We start from the raw sequence: 15173 nt of genomic DNA, 5'->3' as shown, positions 1-15173 counted from the left end.
GGCCTTATCGAGAGCCATTCATGACGTACGAGAATATTGAGTTTGATCTCCGGGACGGCGTGGCGCGCATTGCGCTCAACCGTCCTGAAAAGCTGAACAGCTTTACCGCAGCCATGCACGACGAGTTGGCGGATGCGCTGAGCCAGATCGAACAGCAGCCTGTCAGGGTGCTGGCGCTCACCGGCAATGGCCGAGGCTTTTGTGCTGGGCAGGATCTGGCGGACATTCTGCCGGGCGCCGGAAAGGCGGTAGATTTGGGCGACACGATTGAAAAATATTACGCACCGCTGGTGCGGCGGCTTCGCGCTTTGCCCGCCCCTGTGGTTGTGGGGGTCAAGGGCGTGGCGGCGGGCGCAGGTGCCAATCTGGCGCTGGCTGGCGATATCGTCATAGCCAGCCAGTCTGCGAGTTTCATACAGTCCTTTTGCAAGTTGGGATTGATTCCCGACACGGGCGGCAGCTATGTCTTGCCGCGTCTGGTGGGGCATGCGCGCGCAATGGGGTTGGCCATGCTGGGCGATAAGCTCAGTGCGGAGCAGGCCGCGCAATGGGGGCTGATCTGGGCATGCGTGCCTGATGAGATGTTCGAGCAGCGCCTTGAGGAACTTGTGCAGCATTTTGCGGCGGCGCCCACCACCGGGTTGGCGCGTACAAAACAGGCGATCAATCAAAGCCTGGGCAACACGCTGGATGAACAACTGGACCTTGAGCGCGACATGATGCGCGAGCTTGGATCGAGCCAGGACTATGCCGAAGGGGTTGCCGCATTCCTGGAAAAACGCCAACCCGTATTCAAGGGGAAATAATGAGTTCATTACCTGGGCGCGACGCAGCGGCGGCCGCCGGGCTGCCGGAGGATCCGCAGGCGCTGGCAGAGTTGACGGCGCGCGTCATGTATGAAAACGATGCGGCATCCAAGGCGCTGGGCGCGCGCATTGAATCGGTCGGGCCCGGTGCGTCCGCCATGACGATGACGGTCAGGCCAGACATGCTCAATGGCCACAAGACCTGTCATGGTGGTTTCATTTTTGCATTGGCCGACAGCACATTTGCATTTGCCTGCAATGCGCGCAATGCCGTGACGGTGGCCTCGGGCGCAAGCATCGATTTTCTCGCGCCTGCCTACGAAGGCGATGTGCTGACGGCAACGGCATGCGAAAGCGCGCTTGCCGGACGGACCGGACTCTACGATGTCGAGGTGGTTAACCAGGAAGGCAAGCGTATCGCACTGTTCCGGGGGCGCTCTTACCGCATCAAGGGACAAGTGGTTGGAGCGTGAGTCGCCGGACTGGGCGATACACAGGCGGCTCAATCACGCAAGACCAGGCAGAACACAGCAACAAGACCGCATCAGCAAGAACACCGTATCAATACGACAGCGACACAAGATAGCAGGAGACCTCCATGCCAGTACAACAGCCCACAAAAGCAGGGCGCGACCCCATCGAACACGCCAGCCTTGACGAACTGCAGAACCTGCAGCTAGAACGGCTGAAGTGGTCCCTGAAGCACGCCTACGACAACGTTCCGCATTATCACAAGGCCTTTGATGCCGCAGGCGTGCATCCGGATGATCTGAAAACGCTGTCAGACCTGTCCCGCTTTCCGATGACGACCAAGCAGGATTTGCGTGAAAACTATCCCTTTGACATGTTTGCCGTGCCGCGTGATCAGATCGCCCGCATCCATGCGTCCAGCGGAACGACGGGGCGGCCTACGGTTGTTGGCTACACCCTAAAGGATATTGATAACTGGGCGGATCTGGTTGCGCGGTCGATGTGGGCCGGTGGCGCGCGACCGGGCGATATCGTGCACGTCGCCTATGGTTATGGGCTGTTCACGGGCGGGTTGGGTGCGCATTACGGCGCGGAGCGGCTGGGGTGTGCGGTGGTGCCGATGTCCGGCGGCCAGACAGAAAAGCAGGTGCAGCTCATCCATGACTTTGGTCCCCGCGTCATCATGGTGACGCCGTCTTACTTCTGCAACATCATCGAAGAGATGGAACGCCAGGGGATGGATCCGCGCGAGAGCACGCTGCGCATCGGGATATTTGGCGCCGAACCCTGGACGGGCCGCATGCGCGAGGATATCGAAAAACGCGCCGGCATGGACGCGGTCGATATCTATGGTTTGTCTGAGGTGATGGGCCCCGGGGTGGCGATGGAGTGTGTGGAGGCCAAGGATGGCCCGGTGATTTGGGAGGACCATTTCTATCCCGAGATCATCGATCCAGTGACTGGTGAACCTGTGCCCGATGGCCAAGAGGGAGAACTTGTCTTCACGTCGCTGACGCGTGAAGCCATGCCGGTTGTTCGGTATCGCACCCGCGACCTGACGCGTCTGCTGCCGCCTACTGCGCGCAGCATGCGGCGCATGGACAAAATCACGGGTCGCAGCGACGATATGCTGATCATCCGGGGCGTCAATCTGTTTCCCACCCAGGTCGAGGAAATCGTGCTCAATGTGGGGGAATTGGGGGCGCAGTACCAACTGATCGTCACGCGCGACGGCAATATGGATCAGCTGGAAATCGTGGCCGAAGTGCGCCCCGAGTTCGATTATCTTGGCAGCGCCGACCGCGAGGCATTGGCCGGCAAGGTCAAGCATGCCGTCAAAAACCGTATCGGCGTGTCGTCCCAGGTGACGATATGCAATAGCGGCCAGGTAGAGCGTACCCTGACGGGCAAGGCTCGCCGGGTGATCGACAAGCGGCCGAAGTAGGGGCGGGGTATCATTCCAGCTTAGGTCATCTGGAGCTGGAATGAACAAGCAGGCAGGCCCGTCGTCGATTGCGGGCATCGGTGTTGATTTGCTGCGTCTCGAACGTATCGAGCAGGCCTTTGCCCGGCGGGGCGACAAATTCGTGCAGCGCATTCTGGGCCCGCAGGAAATCACCAAATTCCGCGCCCGCTATGCGCGCGATCCCATGCGCGGATTGCGTTTTCTGGCGACACGCTTCGCGGCCAAAGAAGCCTTCTCCAAGGCCATTGGCCTGGGCATGCACAGCCCCATGGCCTGGCATCGCATGCAGACACTCAATGAGCCCAGCGGAAAGCCGCGTGTACAACTGGCCGAACCGCTTGTCAGTTGGTACGCCCAGCGCTTCGGGGCGGCTCATGTTTCAATTACGGATGAAACCGATACGGTCACGGCGTTTGTCGTGGTCGAGACCTTGCTGCATGCAATCGACAATCCCACGGAAGACTAACACTCATGTCATTTGATGATACGCCTGCGCGCCAGGCGCCTGGTCCTGTAATGGTGGACGTGCAAGGCTGCACCTTGACGGCTGCCGAGCGAGAACGCTTGCGCCATCCGCTGGTGGGCGGGGTCATTCTCTTTACGCGCAATTTCGAGCATCGCGCCCAACTGACCAGTTTGTGTCGCGAAATTCATGCCGAGCGGGATGAACCGCTTTTGATTGCTGTCGATCACGAAGGAGGACGCGTGCAGCGTTTTCGCGACGACGGCTTTACGGCCTTGCCTGCCATGAGTGCCCTGGGGCAACGCTGGTCGGAAGATTCGCTGGCCGCAATGCGACTGGCGACCGAAACAGGTTATGTGCTGGGTGCGGAGCTGCGTGCCTGCGGCGTGGATTTGAGTTTTACGCCCGTGCTGGACCTGGACTACGGCGTGAGCAAGGTCATCGGCAATCGCGCCTTTCATCGCGATCCGCGTGTTGTGGCCATGCTCGCGCGGGCCCTGATACAGGGGCTGATGTTGTCCGGCATGGCGGCCTGCGGCAAGCATTTTCCGGGCCACGGCGCTGTCGAGGCTGACTCTCATCACGAAATCCCTGTTGATCTGCGTACCTTCGATGAGATCATGCAGGAGGACGCGGCGCCTTATGGTTGGCTGGGCGATATGGTTCTGCCGTCCGTGATGCCCGCGCATGTCATTTACCGCCAGGTGGATCCTCAGCCTGCTGGTTTTTCGCAGCACTGGATACAGAAAGTACTGCGTCAGGACTTGGGCTATGATGGGGTAGTGTTCTCGGACGACCTCACCATGGAGGGCGCCACCGTTGCCGGCGATATCCTGGCGCGTGCCCTGGCCGCGCTGCGCGCGGGCTGCGATATGGTGCTTGTATGCAATCGGCCAGACCTGGCCGATGATCTGCTGGCGCGGCTGGATTTTGCCCATGGCCAGGATTCGGTGGCTCGCATACGGCGATTGATGCCTCGCGTGCCCGCGCCGGACTGGGATACCCTGCAAGCAGAAGAACGTTACCAATATGCCCGACGACTTCAATCTCAAATCGTTCCTGGCTGACCTTCCGCATCTGCCGGGTGTTTACCGGCATATCGATGAGCGCGGCGAGGTGCTGTATGTAGGCAAGGCGCGAGACCTGAAAAAGCGCGTCAGCTCTTACTTTCAGAAGAATCTCGCCAGCCCGCGCATCAGTCACATGGTGGCGCGGGTGGCGCGGCTGGAAGTCACGGTGACGCGCTCCGAGGCCGAAGCGCTGCTGCTGGAAAACAATCTCATCAAGCGCCTCAAGCCGCGCTACAACATACTGTTTCGGGATGACAAGTCTTATCCCTATCTGATGTTCAGCGGTCACGAGGTGCCCCGCATTGCCTATTACCGCGGCAGCACCAGCGGGAAGGGACGCTATTTTGGTCCTTACCCCAATGCCTGGGCAGTGCGCGAAACCATCCAGATTCTGCAGCGGGTTTTTCGCTTGCGTACTTGTGAAGACAGCGTGTACGCCAATCGTTCCCGCCCCTGTCTGCTGCACCAGATTGGGCGCTGTTCCGCCCCGTGCGTCAAATTGATTTCGCCCGACGACTATCAGGACGACGTGCGCCGCGCAGTGCGCTTTCTCGATGGCCAGGCCGGCAAAGTCCTTAAGGATATCGAAGCGCGCATGCATCAGGCCTCCCAGGCGCTGGCGTTCGAGCAGGCCGCAGCGCTGCGCGACCAGATGGGCGCGCTGGCCAAAGTGCTGCAGCAGCAATCCATGGAAAAAGTCGGCGATGACGATGTGGATATCATTGCCATTTCGACCGCGGGCGGGCGTGTGTGCGTCAACCTGGCCATGGTGCGCGGCGGGCGTCACCTGGGGGACAAGCCTTTTTTCCCCAGCAATATTTCCGTGGAGAACAGTGCGGGGGATGTGCTGGCAGCGTTTGTTGCCCAGCACTACATCGAGAGTGTCCTTCCACCGGTCCTGGTCTGTTCCCATTCCCTGCCGGATGCTGGGCTGATGAGCTTGCTGGCCGAGCAGACCGGCAAAAAAGCGCGGGTAGTGGTCAGGCCGCAAGGAATACGCAAAACCTGGCTGGAGCAGGCGGTGCGCAATGCCGACATGGCCCTGGCCCGTCTGTTGACGGAGTCGACCGCCCGTGTGGAGCGCACCCTGGCGCTTGCCACCGCCCTGGATCTGGACGTAGACGAAGCCGCATTGGATGCGTTGCACATTGAGTGTTTCGACATCAGCCATACAGCGGGTGAAGCAACGCAGGCATCCTGTGTTGTTTATGAGCATCACGATATGCAGCCCACGTTATACCGGCGATACAACATTGCGGGCATCACGCCGGGGGATGACTATGCCGCCATGCGTCAAGTGTTGACGCGCCGTTTCAGCAGGGTAGCGGATGGCCAGGCCGATATGCCGGGCGTCGTCCTGATAGACGGCGGCAAAGGGCAGGTTGAGATCGCACGTCAGGTTTTCGCAGAGCTTGGACTGGATATCCACAGTATTGTGGGTGTGGCCAAGGGAGAGGGGCGCAAGGTTGGGCTGGAAACGCTGGTGTTCGCTGACGAGCGGCCGCCAGTCGCCCTGGGTATCGAATCGGCTGCGCTGATGCTGGTGGCCCAGATTCGCGACGAGGCGCACCGGTTTGCCATTACCGGTATGCGGGCCAAACGCGCCAAGGCGCGGACGGTATCGCGGCTGGAGGAAATAGAGGGCGTCGGCGCGCGCCGCCGGCAACGCTTGCTGGCGCGTTTTGGCGGCTTTTCAGGTGTTGTGGATGCCAGCATCGACGACCTGCGTTCGGTGGCGGGGATTTCCGATGAATTGGCCGAACGCATCTATCATGCGCTCCGATAGGGTAGTATTCAGCTTATGCCTATCAATTTGCCCATTGCCCTGACCTGGTTGCGTATCGCCATGATTCCGCTGGTTGTGGGGCTGTTCTATATTCCCGGAAGCTGGCTGTCCATGCCTGTCCGGGATGCGGTCGCCGCGCTGGCCTTCATCATTGCTGCACTTACCGACTGGTTCGATGGCTGGCTGGCCCGTCGCTGGAATCAAACGTCTTCCTTTGGCGCTTTTCTCGACCCCGTCGCGGACAAGCTCATGGTCTGCGCGGCACTGCTCATCCTGCTCGATCTGGGCCGGGTCGATGCCTTTATCGCCTTGATCATCATCGGGCGCGAAATCACAATTTCTGCCCTGCGCGAATGGATGGCCAAAATAGGCGCCAGCGGGAGCGTGGCCGTCCACAGGCTGGGCAAGTTCAAGACGGCGGCACAGATGATCGCGATTCCCTGCCTGTTGTATTGGCAGCCGCTGTATGGCCTGCCCACACAATGGATAGGCCAGATTCTAATTGTTATTGCTGCCATCCTGACGGTGTGGTCCATGTGCTATTACCTGAATCGCGCCTGGCCGGAAATCCGCAGCAGGGCGGATGCCCCCAAACAGGGTCCCAAGCAGTAAGCCCGTCCTGACACGCCGAAACATGATGACAACCGCAGCTCTCGATGCCGTGCCCGATACCCGCGCCCTGAAGCGCCAGGACTGGAAAATCATCAGTCTTGTGGGGGCGGCGCACGCTTGCTCGCACTTTTTTCAATTGGTGTTCCCAACGCTGTACTTGTCGCTCGCGCACGAGTATGGCTACGATTTCGTCAAGCTGGGTCTGCTGGCTTCGATTTTTTTTCTGGTGTCCTGTATCGGGCAGGCAAGTTCGGGATTCATCGTGGACCGCATCGGGCCGGGCCAAGTCCTGCGCTTTGGCTTGGCGTGCTTCGTGGCCGCCGGTGTCCTCATTGGCCTGTCGAACGGATACGCCATGCTGATGCTGGCTGCCGTGCTGGGCGGCGCGGGCAATTCAGTTTTTCATCCGGTTGACTATTCCATCATCAATCACCGCGTCAGTCCGCAGCGCCTGGGGCATGCATTCAGCACGCACGGTCTCACTGGAAATCTGGGGTGGGCATTGACGCCTGTGTACATGGCCGTGTTCATTCACTTGGCCAACTGGCGTGTGGCGGCCTTTGCCGCTGCGGCATTGGTGGCGATCGTGCTGTTGTTCACCTGGTTGGGCAGAGCGCTCCTATCGGGTGAGCGCAGCGAGGTGGCGGTGCCGCAGGCCCACGAAACCGCTTCGGGCGGCCCCGATCTGGCGCGCAAATCGGTGGGGCAGACGCTGGCAGCCTTGCTGGTCCAGCCCGCCTTATGGGGCGCGTTCCTGTTCTTTGCCTGCACCTCCATGGCGCTGTCTGCCGTCCAGAATTACACCATTCCCATGCTTGGTGACGTGTACGGCATCGACAAGGTATTGGCCGGCACGGCGCTTTCCGCATACATGGTGGCTGCCGCCATCGGCATGGCCGCAGGAGGGTTTCTGGTAGGCGCCACGGCCAAAACAGAACTGACGGTCGCTGTTTCCCTGATCCTTGCCGGTATGCTGCTTGTCGTACTGGGTTCGGGGATTGTGCCGGGTACGTTTGCTATCGCCCTGGTGGGCCTGGCCGGCTTCTGCTCGGGTGTCTCAGCACCGTCGCGCGACATGCTGATACGTCGGGTCGCCCCCAAGGGCGCGACGGGCACCGTGTACGGTCTGGTGTATTCAGGGATGGATGTCGGGTCGTCACTGGCCCCGGTCAGCTTTGGCCTGTTGCTGGATGCCGGAATCGGGCAGGGGCCGTGGTATGGCGCCGCGTCGGGATATGTGATTGCCGCGGTCCTGGCTGTGTGGATAGCGAAAACGGCCGGACGAGCACAGGTGCGGGCCGGCCAGCCCGCCTGATCCGGCAGCGCACAAAACCTGCCTCGTCGCGGCCATGAATGTCGCTGGTCACCTGATGTGACCTCGCGCCTGCCCGGCCCGCGCGCCTATTGTCTTAGCGTGCGGATTTCCTGCGGGCCGTGGGGCAGGCTGCTGCGCCACGGGTTGATATCCAGCCCACCACGACGCGTGTAGCGTGCATGCACAAGCAGCGCTTGCGGTTTGCAGGCTGCCAGGATGTCGCAATACATTTTCTCGACACAGTGTTCATGAAATTCGGTATGCCTGCGCAAGGACACCACATAGCGCAACAGAGCCTCTCGGTCTATGCGTGGCCCTGTGTACCGAATCTGCACACTGCCCCAGTCTGGTTGCCCGGTCACCGGGCAGTTCGACTTGAGCAGGTCTGAAACCAGGGTTTCAGTGACCAGGTCGTTGCCCGGCGCGCAGTGCAATAGATCAGGCTGGGGCTCATACTGGCTGATCTCGATATCGGCTCCGTCTATATTGATGCCTTCCAGCGGGCGGCACAGCAGTGTATCGGTACCGCATAACGGCTGCAGTTCGACCTGAACGGAGGCGCCGGCTGCGGCGCTGAGATCGCGCGCCATGATCCGGGCGAGCGCTGACGTGTTGTCGAATCGCTCTTCGCTGAACGCGTTCAGATACAGCTTGAACGATTTGGACTCCACCAGATTGGGGCTGGTCCAGGGGAAGGTAAAACGTCCAATGGCTACCACTGGCTTGCCCTTGGGGGTAAGCCAGGAGAGCTCGTAGGCATTCCAGATATCAGCACCATGCCAGACGGCCGGCAGATTCAGGGCCTGGCGATTGATGGCGCGCGCCACTGGGAAGAGCAGGGAAGCATCATAGGCGCTTGGGTAGACAACATCGCGGCCCAGCGGCGCGTGAGAAAGAGGGGTTTGCATGGTTATACGAAAGCACAAGGCTTGCAGGGATTCTGCACCTGGCCAGTCAGAAAGAAACAGCTGTCATTGTAATGCCTGAATCTTCAACTTACCGCATGGTGAAATGCCCGCTTCGTATTATGAAAAATCAATGCTGCGCCGCATTCAATTCTATTTCATTAACAAAAAAATCATTTCACAATGCGGTATGAATTATATAACTGTATGATTTTATAGGTAAAGATTTTTTGTCTTATATAAGAGTTGGCGCTGTTTTGCTGCGCAACATCCCGGTAGACTTTCACTCAACGCAAATGCTTTTTTATCTTTGTTTTATCTTCGAAAGGAAGTCATCATGAGCACACGGGAAAACGAAATCCGCGCATTACAACGCACATGGGCCGAAGAGCCTCGCTGGCAGGGCATCAAACGCGGCTATGGCGCCGAGGAAGTTATTCGTCTGCGTGGCTCCCTTGCTGTTGAGCATACGCTTGCCAAGCGGGGTTCCGAAAAGCTATGGGATCTTTTGCATAAAGAAGACTTCGTGAATTCCCTGGGCGCCTTGACAGGCAACCAGGCCATGCAGCAGGTCAAGGCCGGGCTGAAAGCGATTTATCTTTCCGGTTGGCAAGTGGCTGGCGATGCCAACGGCGCAGGTGAAATGTACCCGGATCAGTCGCTGTACCCCGCCAATTCGGTGCCCCAGGTGGTTCGTCGCATCAACAACGCCCTGACACGCTGCGACCAGATCCAGTGGATGGAAGGCAAGAATCCTGATGATGAGGACTACATCGATTACTTCGCGCCTATCGTAGCCGATGCTGAAGCAGGCTTTGGTGGCGTGTTGAATGCGTTCGAATTGATGAAAGCCATGATCGAAGCAGGTGCTTCGGGCGTGCACTTCGAAGACCAACTGGCCTCGGTGAAAAAATGCGGTCATATGGGCGGCAAGGTGCTCGTGCCTACCCGTGAAGCCGTCGCCAAGCTGGTTTCCGCCCGTCTTGCTGCAGACGTCATGGGTACGCCCACGATTCTGCTGGCGCGTACCGACGCGGATGCCGCGGACCTCGTCACCAGCGATATCGATCCGACGGATCATCCCTTCATTACCGGTGAACGCACCGTTGAAGGCTTCTATCGTACGCGTGCCGGCATCGATCAGGCGATTTCGCGCGGCCTGGCCTATGCGCCTTACGCTGACCTGATCTGGTGCGAAACTTCCACGCCCAACCTGGAGTATGCACGCAAATTTGCGGAAGCCATTCATCGCCAGTTCCCTGGCAAGCTGCTGGCCTACAACTGCTCGCCGTCCTTTAACTGGAAGAAGAACCTGGACGACGCCACCGTGGCCAAATTCCAGCGCGAGCTTGGCGCCATGGGCTACAAATTCCAGTTCATCACGCTGGCCGGCTTCCATGCGCTGAACTACGGTATGTTCGAGCTGGCTCATGGATACGCTCGCCGTCAGATGAGCGCGTTCGTGGAATTGCAGCAAAAGGAATTCGCTGCAGCCGATCTGGGCTTTACCGCCGTCAAGCACCAGCGCGAAGTGGGTACCGGCTATTTCGACGCGGTCACGCAGACCATCGAAGGTGGTCAATCATCCACGACCGCACTCACCGGGTCGACCGAAGAAGCACAATTCGAGGAAGCGCCAAAGGGGGGCTTGCACGCCGCCGCCTGATAGGCGCGCCGTAACGATGTCTGCGCCGCATCGCCGTCCGGCCCACCGCTCCAGGGGCGGGCGGCGGTGCAGTCAGGCAAGGGACGAACAAGAGGCCGGTTCCGGAACAGGAGCCGGCCTCTTGCTTTGATATAAATCAATACAAGGAAAACGTGCCAAACCTATAGTTTCTGGCATGCGCCCTTATTCCATTTTTTCCACACCGCAGGTGCTCTCCGATGAGGATCGGTTGGCCCGGCGGCGCCTTCTTGCCCGTATGGGCCTGGCTTGGCTGGGCATGATGCAGGTCATGATGTTCGCCTTTCCGGGCTACCTTCGCTCGGAGCGTATGGCGCCTGACAATCTGGCGCTGCTGGATCAGGCTATCTATCTGATGAACTGGATCAGCCTTGTGCTGACGGTACCTGTTGCGCTGTATTGCGCCTCGCCGGTCTGGCGCGGCGCCTGGGCACAGATCAGGCAATGGCAGATAGGCATGGACGTGCCGGTGGCACTTGGCATTGCCGCGGCCTTTGCACCCAGTGCCTATGCCACGCTGGCAGGGCAGGGCGAAGTCTACTTTGATTCCGTTGTCATGTTCGTCGCCTTTCTGTTGACTGCGCGCTACCTTGAGCTCTGCGCGCGGCAGTCCGTCGAGGCAGGCGAAGGGCATGCGTTGATCGAACAGTTGCGCAGCACACTATCCGTCCGGGCCAATCGGGTCGCTTTCTGGTTCGTGCTGGTCCAGCTGGGCCTGGCATTTCTGGTTGGTGGTGTTTGGCTGTTTCATGCTCCTGAGCGTGCTATCGGTGTCATGGTTGCGTTGTTCGTCATGAGCTGCCCCTGTGCCATGGCCATGGCTGTGCCAACGGCTGTTGCAGCGGCCCATGCTGCGCTATGTGCCAAGCCCATCTCGCCTGCGGATCAACGGTTGCTGGCCAAGGCGACGCAGCGAGTTGCCCGCCAGAACTTATTCTGTTCCGTCGCATGGCACTTGCTCATGACGCCGCTCGCCGCGGGTGGCCTGATGGCGCCGTGGGTGGCAGCCATCACCATGCTGTTGTCCTCTCTGGCGGTCGCCGCCAATTCATGGCGTATCTACCGCCGGGCAGTCCGTCGACCGACCCGCGCCTGGCTGCCTGCGGCGGCGCAAGGATAAGCCATGTCGTCGCTGTTACTGCTGCTTCCGATTTCGCTGCTGATGGCGGTGTTGATTGGCCTTGCGTTCTGGTGGGCGATCTTTGCCGGTCAGTTCGACGAGGCGGGCACGGCGGGGCAGTCCATTCTGGACGACGACGACACGCCGGCGATATCGCGCGATGCGCATAAAGATTGATTTTTGTTATTTACTTGTCTTGAGGGGAAACTCATGAGCGCTTCCGATACTGCTGGCCGGCAGGTCGAAGTCTTCAATTATGGCGTGGTGAGGCAGTTCACTATTGCCGCCGTATTCTGGGGCATCGTCGGCATGGGCGTTGGGGTATTGATTGCCGCGCAACTGATCTGGCCGGAACTGAACTTCAACACGCCCTGGCTCAGCTATGGCCGGCTGCGGCCGCTGCACACCAACGGCGTCATTTTCGCTTTTGGAGGCTCGGCGCTGTTTGCAACCTCCTACTATGTGGTGCAGCGCACCTGTCAGGTGCGGCTTTTCAGCGACAAGCTCGCTGCCTTCACCTTTTGGGGTTGGCAACTGGTACTTCTGGGCGCCGTCATCACGCTCCCCATGGGCTACACCAGCACCAAGGAATATGCGGAACTCGAATGGCCGCTCGACATCCTGATCACATTGGTCTGGGTAGCTTACGCCGTCGTCTTTTTTGGAACGATCGCCAAGCGCCGCGTCAGGCATATCTACGTGGCCAACTGGTTTTTTGGTTCCTACATCCTGACCATTGCGGTCCTGCACATCTTCAATAACCTGGAGATGCCCGTGTCGCTATGGAAGTCCTATTCCGTGTATGGCGGCGTGCAGGATGCGATGGTGCAATGGTGGTATGGGCACAATGCCGTGGGCTTCTTCCTGACCACCAGTTTTCTGGGCATGATGTATTACTTCGTGCCCAAGCAGGCCGAGCGGCCCATTTACTCTTACAGACTGTCCATCGTCCATTTTTGGGCGCTGGCCTTTACCTATATGTGGGCGGGTCCGCATCATCTCTTGTATACCTCGCTGCCGGACTGGACGCAGTCTCTGGGAATGGCGCTATCGCTGATCCTGCTGGCACCGTCCTGGGGCGGAATGATCAACGGCATCATGACGCTCTCTGGCGCCTGGCACAAACTGCGCACGGATCCCATTCTCAAGTTTCTGGTCGTGGCATTGTCCTTCTACGGGATGTCCACGTTCGAAGGCTCAATGATGTCCATCCGCACCGTCAATGCGCTGTCGCATTACACAGACTGGACTGTGGGTCACGTGCACTCTGGCGCGCTCGGCTGGGTGGCGATGATTACCTTTGGCTCTCTGTATTACATGATTCCTCGCCTGTATGGCCGCACATCCATGGCCAACATGAAGCTGGTTGAACTGCATTTCTGGATCGCAACGCTCGGCGTGGTGCTCTACATCAGCTCCATGTGGATTGCCGGGGTAATGCAGGGCCTGATGTGGCGCGCCACCGAAGCCGATGGCACGCTGACTTACAGCTTTGTCGAGGCCGTGAAGGCGACCTATCCCTTCTATGCGATTCGTCTTTTGGGTGGACTGATGTTTCTGTGTGGTGTTTGCATCATGGGCTGGAACACATGGCTCACCGTGCGCGGCCAGGCCAAAGTCAACCCGGCAGTGCCATTGTTCAACCCGGACGCACGCGACCCGGCCCTGCGCGGCCCCGCCACCGTTGCCGCTTGAGGAGAGAAAAAATGGCCAATCAAAAATCTTCCGGCTTCTCCCACAAGCTTATTGAAACCAACGTGGGCTTGCTGATTATCCTGAGTATCGCCGTGATCTCCTTTGCCGGCCTGGTGCAGATCGTGCCGCTGTTCTTTCAGCACTCGACCACGCAACCGATCGAAGGCGTGCAGCCCTATGAGCCGTTGCATCTCATCGGACGTGATGTCTATATCCGCGAAGGTTGTGTGGGCTGCCATTCCCAGCAGATTCGCATGCTCAGCTTCGAGGTGCAGCGCTACGGCCCGTATTCGCTGGCAGGGGAATCCACCTACGACTATCCCTTTCTTTGGGGATCCAAACGTACCGGCCCAGATCTGGCGCGGGTGGGCAAGCGCTACTCCGATGACTGGCACCGTCTGCATCTGCGCAATCCGCGTGATGTTGTAAAGGAGTCGAATATGCCGGCTTATCCCTGGCTGCAGCACCAGTCGGTAGAAAAGGAGAACGTGCAGGAGCGCATGCGCGCGCTGCGCAAGATCGGTGTGCCGTACACGGATGAGCAGATCGAGAAAGCGCCCGAGGCGTTAAAGGGGAAGACGGAAGAAGACGCACTGATCGCCTATCTCCAAGGCCTGGGCGTAGTGGGACGCGAGGCCGCCGCCAAGGCGGTCGTGGACGGGGGGCTGTAAATGATGGCGATCATCAATGGGCTGGCCACCATCCTGGCCACGATCACTTTTCTGGGCATTGTGTGGTGGGCGTTTTCCGCGGGACGGGCGCACGCCAACCGGGAGGCGTCGTTGCTGCCGTTCGCCGTGCCTGACGAGTCGGCAACCCAACATGAAGAAAGGAACGCATCATGAGTGATTTCGTCAGCGGCTTCTGGAGCTATTTTATTGCCATCATCACGCTGGGCGGCATCGCATTTTGCCTATGGCTGCTGTTCTCGCAGCGTGCCTGGCTCGGCAAAACAGTGCCTGTTGCGCAGGATACAGGCCATGTCTGGGATGGCGACCTCACTGAGCTGAACAACCCGGTGCCGCGATGGTGGACCGTGTTCTATCTTGGGCTGTGCATTGTCGCGCTGGCCATCCTGTTTTTCTACCCCGGTCTGGGAGAATATAAGGGTACGCTGGGCTATACGGCCGCCAACCAGGTCAAGGCACAGCAGGAAGCGTTGCGCGAACAGATCGAGCCGGTATACAGCCGCTATCGCGACATGCCATTGACGGCAATCGCCGCCGACGAGAACGCGCGTCAGATCGGCCAGCGTCTGTTTTTGAACAACTGTGCGCAGTGCCATGGCTCCGATGCGCGTGGCGCGGGCAATTTTCCCAACCTGGCGGATGGCGACTGGCTGCACGGTGGCGAGCCTGAACAGATTCTGCACACCATTGCCAAGGGTCGACACGGCATGATGCCGCCATGGGCCTCGGCGGTCAGCCCGGCACAGGCATCGGATATTGCACAGTATGTGCGATCGCTCTCGGGCCTGGCCAGCGATGCGCTGCGCGTTGTGCCCGGCAAACGCGGATTCGAGACTTATTGCGTAGCGTGCCACGGCATCGATGGCAAAGGCAATACTGCTGTCGGAGCGCCCAATCTTACCGATGGCATCTGGCTGTACGGCAGCTCTGAAGCGGCGATTGTGGAAACCATTCTGAAGGGGCGCGAGAACATCATGCCGGCGCAGGAAGGCATCCTGACTGACGATCAGATCCGCATGCTGACGGCGTGGGTGTGGGGGCTGACCAATCGCGACGCTGGCACAGCCAGGTAAACAGACAGGGATAGCGCAT

16 protein-coding genes are annotated in these 15173 nt (G+C 59.4%); 15 read left to right on the top strand and 1 reads right to left on the bottom strand.

Annotation, left to right across the window (positions count from 1 at the left end; translation table 11 throughout):
- The first annotated feature begins 20 nt into the window (after nucleotides 1–20).
- The 8 genes from paaG (at nucleotide 21) to ERE07_RS15625 (ending at nucleotide 7988) form a co-directional block, all read left to right on the top strand.
- Nucleotides 21–806 (top strand): 2-(1,2-epoxy-1,2-dihydrophenyl)acetyl-CoA isomerase PaaG, encoded by a 786-nt coding sequence (gene paaG / locus ERE07_RS15660; RefSeq protein WP_130009969.1) that lies wholly within the window; start codon nucleotides 21–23, stop codon nucleotides 804–806.
- Complete coding sequence (paaI, locus tag ERE07_RS15655) at nucleotides 806–1279, top strand: hydroxyphenylacetyl-CoA thioesterase PaaI (RefSeq protein ID WP_130009968.1); 474 nt, start codon at nucleotides 806–808, stop codon at nucleotides 1277–1279. Before paaG ends, paaI begins: the two co-directional genes overlap by 1 nt.
- Before the next feature lie 125 nt (nucleotides 1280–1404).
- A complete protein-coding gene (paaK, locus tag ERE07_RS15650; RefSeq protein ID WP_130009967.1) occupies nucleotides 1405–2721 on the top strand; it encodes a phenylacetate--CoA ligase PaaK in 1317 nt (438 codons plus the stop codon).
- A 40-nt stretch (nucleotides 2722–2761) separates the two neighbouring features.
- Nucleotides 2762–3208 (top strand): holo-ACP synthase, encoded by a 447-nt coding sequence (acpS, locus tag ERE07_RS15645; RefSeq protein ID WP_130009966.1) that lies wholly within the window; start codon nucleotides 2762–2764, stop codon nucleotides 3206–3208.
- 5 nt (nucleotides 3209–3213) lie between these two features.
- Nucleotides 3214–4272 carry a beta-N-acetylhexosaminidase gene (gene nagZ / locus ERE07_RS15640; RefSeq protein WP_130009965.1) on the top strand — a complete coding sequence of 353 codons (1059 nt, stop codon included), beginning with the start codon at nucleotides 3214–3216 and terminating at the stop codon, nucleotides 4270–4272.
- A complete protein-coding gene (uvrC, locus tag ERE07_RS15635) occupies nucleotides 4235–6061 on the top strand; it encodes an excinuclease ABC subunit UvrC (protein WP_130009964.1) in 1827 nt (608 codons plus the stop codon). The genes nagZ and uvrC overlap by 38 nt, the downstream gene beginning before the upstream one ends.
- A gap of 15 nt (nucleotides 6062–6076) precedes the next feature.
- Nucleotides 6077–6673 (top strand): CDP-diacylglycerol--glycerol-3-phosphate 3-phosphatidyltransferase, encoded by a 597-nt coding sequence (pgsA, locus tag ERE07_RS15630; protein ID WP_130009963.1) that lies wholly within the window; start codon nucleotides 6077–6079, stop codon nucleotides 6671–6673.
- 25 nt (nucleotides 6674–6698) lie between these two features.
- The gene (locus tag ERE07_RS15625; protein ID WP_130010002.1) at nucleotides 6699–7988 is read left to right on the top strand and encodes an MFS transporter; all 1290 of its coding nucleotides are present in this window, start codon (nucleotides 6699–6701) and stop codon (nucleotides 7986–7988) included.
- Nucleotides 7989–8074: 86 nt separating this feature from the next.
- Here ERE07_RS15625 and queF read toward each other — a convergent pair whose 3' ends face one another.
- Nucleotides 8075–8896 carry an NADPH-dependent 7-cyano-7-deazaguanine reductase QueF gene (gene queF / locus ERE07_RS15620; protein WP_130009962.1) on the bottom strand — a complete coding sequence of 274 codons (822 nt, stop codon included), beginning with the start codon at nucleotides 8894–8896 and terminating at the stop codon, nucleotides 8075–8077.
- Between the two features lie 334 nt (nucleotides 8897–9230).
- On the opposite strand from queF, the gene aceA reads away from it, so the two are divergent.
- The 7 genes from aceA (at nucleotide 9231) to ccoP (ending at nucleotide 15154) form a co-directional block, all read left to right on the top strand.
- The gene (gene aceA / locus ERE07_RS15615; protein ID WP_130009961.1) at nucleotides 9231–10559 is read left to right on the top strand and encodes an isocitrate lyase; all 1329 of its coding nucleotides are present in this window, start codon (nucleotides 9231–9233) and stop codon (nucleotides 10557–10559) included.
- A gap of 175 nt (nucleotides 10560–10734) precedes the next feature.
- Nucleotides 10735–11697, top strand: a complete 963-nt coding sequence (locus ERE07_RS15610; RefSeq protein ID WP_130009960.1) for a P-type ATPase actuator domain-containing protein — start codon at nucleotides 10735–10737, stop codon at nucleotides 11695–11697.
- Between the two features lie 3 nt (nucleotides 11698–11700).
- Entirely contained in the window at nucleotides 11701–11874 is a 174-nt protein-coding gene (ccoS, locus tag ERE07_RS15605; RefSeq protein ID WP_130009959.1) for a cbb3-type cytochrome oxidase assembly protein CcoS, read from the top strand.
- A gap of 33 nt (nucleotides 11875–11907) precedes the next feature.
- Complete coding sequence (ccoN, locus tag ERE07_RS15600; protein WP_130009958.1) at nucleotides 11908–13392, top strand: cytochrome-c oxidase, cbb3-type subunit I; 1485 nt, start codon at nucleotides 11908–11910, stop codon at nucleotides 13390–13392.
- A gap of 11 nt (nucleotides 13393–13403) precedes the next feature.
- A complete protein-coding gene (ccoO, locus tag ERE07_RS15595) occupies nucleotides 13404–14063 on the top strand; it encodes a cytochrome-c oxidase, cbb3-type subunit II (RefSeq protein WP_130009957.1) in 660 nt (219 codons plus the stop codon).
- Entirely contained in the window at nucleotides 14064–14237 is a 174-nt protein-coding gene (locus ERE07_RS15590; RefSeq protein WP_130009956.1) for a cbb3-type cytochrome oxidase subunit 3, read from the top strand.
- Nucleotides 14234–15154: a cytochrome-c oxidase, cbb3-type subunit III gene (gene ccoP / locus ERE07_RS15585; RefSeq protein WP_130009955.1), complete on the top strand. Its 921-nt coding sequence runs from the start codon at nucleotides 14234–14236 to the stop codon at nucleotides 15152–15154. The genes ERE07_RS15590 and ccoP overlap by 4 nt, the downstream gene beginning before the upstream one ends.
- Nucleotides 15155–15173 lie beyond the last annotated feature (19 nt).

It is taken from the genome of Allopusillimonas ginsengisoli, assembly GCF_004153455.1.
GTDB classification, from domain to species: Bacteria; Pseudomonadota; Gammaproteobacteria; order Burkholderiales; family Burkholderiaceae_B; genus Allopusillimonas; species Allopusillimonas ginsengisoli.
Note: the sequence above shows the minus strand (reverse complement) of the source record. Positions and strands in the feature narration are given on the sequence as shown.

Coding starts and splice junctions, on each gene's coding strand:
- acpS (WP_130009966.1), top strand. CDS start 2,762: ATGAACAAGCAGGCAGGCCCGTCGTCGATTGCGGGCATCGGTGTTGAT.
- ccoS (WP_130009959.1), top strand. CDS start 11,701: ATGTCGTCGCTGTTACTGCTGCTTCCGATTTCGCTGCTGATGGCGGTG.
- ccoN (WP_130009958.1), top strand. CDS start 11,908: ATGAGCGCTTCCGATACTGCTGGCCGGCAGGTCGAAGTCTTCAATTAT.
- uvrC (WP_130009964.1), top strand. CDS start 4,235: ATGCCCGACGACTTCAATCTCAAATCGTTCCTGGCTGACCTTCCGCAT.
- paaG (WP_130009969.1), top strand. CDS start 21: ATGACGTACGAGAATATTGAGTTTGATCTCCGGGACGGCGTGGCGCGC.
- nagZ (WP_130009965.1), top strand. CDS start 3,214: ATGTCATTTGATGATACGCCTGCGCGCCAGGCGCCTGGTCCTGTAATG.
- paaI (WP_130009968.1), top strand. CDS start 806: ATGAGTTCATTACCTGGGCGCGACGCAGCGGCGGCCGCCGGGCTGCCG.
- ccoP (WP_130009955.1), top strand. CDS start 14,234: ATGAGTGATTTCGTCAGCGGCTTCTGGAGCTATTTTATTGCCATCATC.
- ERE07_RS15590 (WP_130009956.1), top strand. CDS start 14,064: ATGATGGCGATCATCAATGGGCTGGCCACCATCCTGGCCACGATCACT.
- queF (WP_130009962.1), bottom strand. CDS start 8,896: ATGCAAACCCCTCTTTCTCACGCGCCGCTGGGCCGCGATGTTGTCTAC.
- ERE07_RS15610 (WP_130009960.1), top strand. CDS start 10,735: ATGCGCCCTTATTCCATTTTTTCCACACCGCAGGTGCTCTCCGATGAG.
- paaK (WP_130009967.1), top strand. CDS start 1,405: ATGCCAGTACAACAGCCCACAAAAGCAGGGCGCGACCCCATCGAACAC.
- ERE07_RS15625 (WP_130010002.1), top strand. CDS start 6,699: ATGACAACCGCAGCTCTCGATGCCGTGCCCGATACCCGCGCCCTGAAG.
- ccoO (WP_130009957.1), top strand. CDS start 13,404: ATGGCCAATCAAAAATCTTCCGGCTTCTCCCACAAGCTTATTGAAACC.
- aceA (WP_130009961.1), top strand. CDS start 9,231: ATGAGCACACGGGAAAACGAAATCCGCGCATTACAACGCACATGGGCC.
- pgsA (WP_130009963.1), top strand. CDS start 6,077: ATGCCTATCAATTTGCCCATTGCCCTGACCTGGTTGCGTATCGCCATG.